We start from the raw sequence: 2344 nt of genomic DNA on the forward strand, positions 1-2344 counted from the left end.
CCGTCGATGAGTCCGCTGATGAGACTCGCGCCCGCGTCGTACAGCACGTGGCCCAGGTCGCCAACCGCGTTCGCCGCCCGGCCCGGCAGGTCGGACAGGTAGTCGACCGCGTCGGACACCATGTCTGAGATGGAGTCGAGCGCGGAGTCCTTGGCGTCGCTGAACTTGTCCTTCGCCACGTTGTAGTAGTGGCCGAAACGCTCCGATGCACTGTCGACCAGCTCACGGATCTTGGTCTTGGCCGCGTCCGCGAAGTCCCTCACCGCACGGCCGGCATACGTCGACGCGTCGAATACGTCGCCGTTCAGGAACCCGACGAAGATTCTCAGGCTGGGGATGACGAAGTCCTCGATGGCCACGCTGATACCGGTCAGAGACCCGGCCAGCAGGCCCAGCGTGCCGATCACCGCGCCGGTGATCAGCGGCAGGAGATCGGCGGACATGACCGTGGCGAACTCCAGGACCTGCACGATCAGCGGAGCGAGGGCAATCGCTACGTCCGCGATCTGGAGCCCCAGGTCCGCGAAAACGGGCGCGACCAGCTCCAGTTGCTTCTTCAGCTCGGGGAACGTCTCCTCGAAGAACGTGGTGAGAACCGGCATGATCTGGGCGAGGATGTCCGGAAGCTGCTGAAGGACGGGCAGGAAGAGGCTCGACAGGACGGTGGCCACCTCCTGAATGAACGGCGCGGCGGCGCGGAAGATGTCGCCCATGCCGCTGAGGAGCGGGTTGAGGACGGGCAGCAGGGCTGAGACGAGCGTCCCGGCCAGGGTGATGAACGGCGACAGGGCGCGAAGCAGGTCCCCGACCGCGCGCCCAGCCGTGACGAGGACGGGCCCGAGCGCCTTAAGCGCGTCACCGAGAGCGGCACCGAGCAGGGTGACGACCTCCTGAATGGGCCCCTGCAAGCTGACGAGCACGCGGCCCACGATCTTGATGGCCTCGGCGAGTAGCGGCAGCACGGTCTTGGAGACGAGTGCGGCCGTCTCGCCGAGCGCCTTCAACCCGGCCTGCACGTCCGCGTTCTTCGTCAGGTCCTCAAACCCTTGCGTGACCTTCTCCAGCGTGCCGAACAGGCCGTCGCCCTCTACCGACACGGACCGGATGATGTTGCCGAGGCCGCTGAAGACGTTCCCGAACACCCTGCCGAGCTGGGCCACAGCGCTGACCGCCCGGTCGATGGCCTTCTCCAACGAGCCGTCCTTGAACGCGGCGTCGATCTTGTCCGACCACTTCGTTGCGGCCCGGGCGACGGCCTTCGTGACCCGGTCGAACGCCGGGGCGGCAGCAGCAGCGAGCTGACCGAATGCGGTCGTTGCCTGGGCCGGGACCTTGACGAGGTTCTGCAGCCCCTTGGTGGCCCCGTCGAGGGCCTTGCCGAGGGTGCCGTCACGGCTGAGCTTCACCGCCGCCTGCGCGACCCCGATGCCCATCTTGTTGAACGTCGTAGCGGTCTGGTTCAGGGCCTTCCCGACCCGGGGCAGCACCTCGTCCCCGAGACCCTTCACCGCCTCGTCAAAGTCCTTGAAGAGCCTGTTCTGCACGCCGAGCTGGAGCTTCTTGAACTCGGACTTCATGCTGATCAGCTCGCGCACGAACTTCCGGGCCTCGGGCGCCAGCGTCTTGAGGGACTTCTCCAAGTCTTCGGGCTTGGTCCCGGGGTCGAACGCGTCCTTCACGGCATCGGACACGCCCATCATGCCGAGCTTCAGCGTGGCGGTCGCGAGGACCACGGACAGGATGCCCTGCGTCGCCACCGCTGTGGCCGGCAGCAGGTTCTGCATCGCCCCAGCCACCGACGCCAGCAGCGGCGCCGCAGCCCCCAGAGCGGCGCTCAGCTGGGTGACGTTCTGCGTGACCCGGCCCAGGCCGCCGGCCGCCGACAGCAGGTTGCGGGTGAGGTTGCGGTCAACGTCCACGTCGATGTCGATGTCCGGGGCTGTGGCCTGCACCAGCGCCACCACCTCATCGACGTCCCGGCGCACCTGCCGCAGCGACGCTGGCCCGTTCAGCGCGGCGGTGATCAGGACGGGGTCGACCCGGCCGCCCGTGTCGACCTGGTTGACGAGGTTGTCGAGGTCGGAGAGGACGTTGCGGATCGAGGCCCGCTGGTTGAGGGCGGCGGTGACGAGGACGTCGTCGCTGTCGGCGGTCGCGGTACCGATGACGCGGCTGAGGTCGCGGTCGAGCTGCCGCAGCGTCGTCGTCTGGTCCAGGACGGCCGCGACGTCCAGATCGGACATGTCAGCCTGCGCCGCGCGAAGGACACGGTCCAGGTCCCGTTCCAGGTCCGGCAGCGTGCGGGTGGCGTTGACGATCAGGTCGACTTCGGCCTGTGATGCCA

1 protein-coding gene is annotated in these 2344 nt (G+C 67.8%); it reads right to left on the reverse strand.

The window, feature by feature from the left end; genetic code table 11:
* Positions 1–2344 (reverse strand): hypothetical protein (locus tag FKN01_RS32795; protein WP_185993080.1); only part of this gene is annotated, 2344 nt, incomplete at both ends.

The sequence above is a fragment of the Streptomyces sp. 130 genome (assembly GCF_007096885.1).
Lineage (GTDB): Bacteria > Actinomycetota > Actinomycetes > Streptomycetales > Streptomycetaceae > Streptomyces.